The sequence below is a fragment of the Pseudoalteromonas sp. SANK 73390 genome, assembly GCF_054966645.1.
This window is the reverse complement of record NZ_ARPN01000142.1, coordinates 1-458: the sequence shown is the minus strand read 5'-3', so window position 1 is coordinate 458 and position 458 is coordinate 1. Positions and strand designations below refer to the sequence as shown.

Sequence of the window (458 nt, the reverse complement as noted above, 5' to 3'; positions counted from 1 at the left end):
GCGGCAAGAGAAGCAAAACAGCCTAGACAACTGTCCCGCTTTGCAGGTAGCCCCAGAAAACACATGCCCAAAGGGCTACCCTTTGAGTTAAAGTCTTATTTAGAATTAAGTTGAGCTAACGGGCCGCTGTATGAGAGAAGATAAACGCGGACATATAGAGCAACGCACTCTTCCTATTTTAGAACGATTAAACATAGCACCTGAAAACTGGTTAAAACTCACCACACAATTTAGCAAAGTGTTCAAAGGGGCAGTAGGGCGCCCCAATAAGCTTGACGGCTATTATACTCATTTAGAAGTAAAACGGCGAACCAGCATCAGTCAATGTGAAAGACTGCTCGCTTAAATTACTCCATAACCCAAAGAACTTAACCGCAATAATGCTGACAAAGTAAGCAATGCTGTGCTTAACACTTTGTAATTACCACTTAAAACCCTAGGATAAAACTAAAAATAGC

The 458-nt window shown here is 41.7% G+C and carries 1 pseudogene; it reads left to right on the top strand.

Annotated features, from left to right (window positions below):
- Window positions 1-346, top strand: a pseudogene (locus tag SANK73390_RS18540) (transposase); the annotation flags it as partial.
- Window positions 347-458 lie beyond the last annotated feature (112 nt).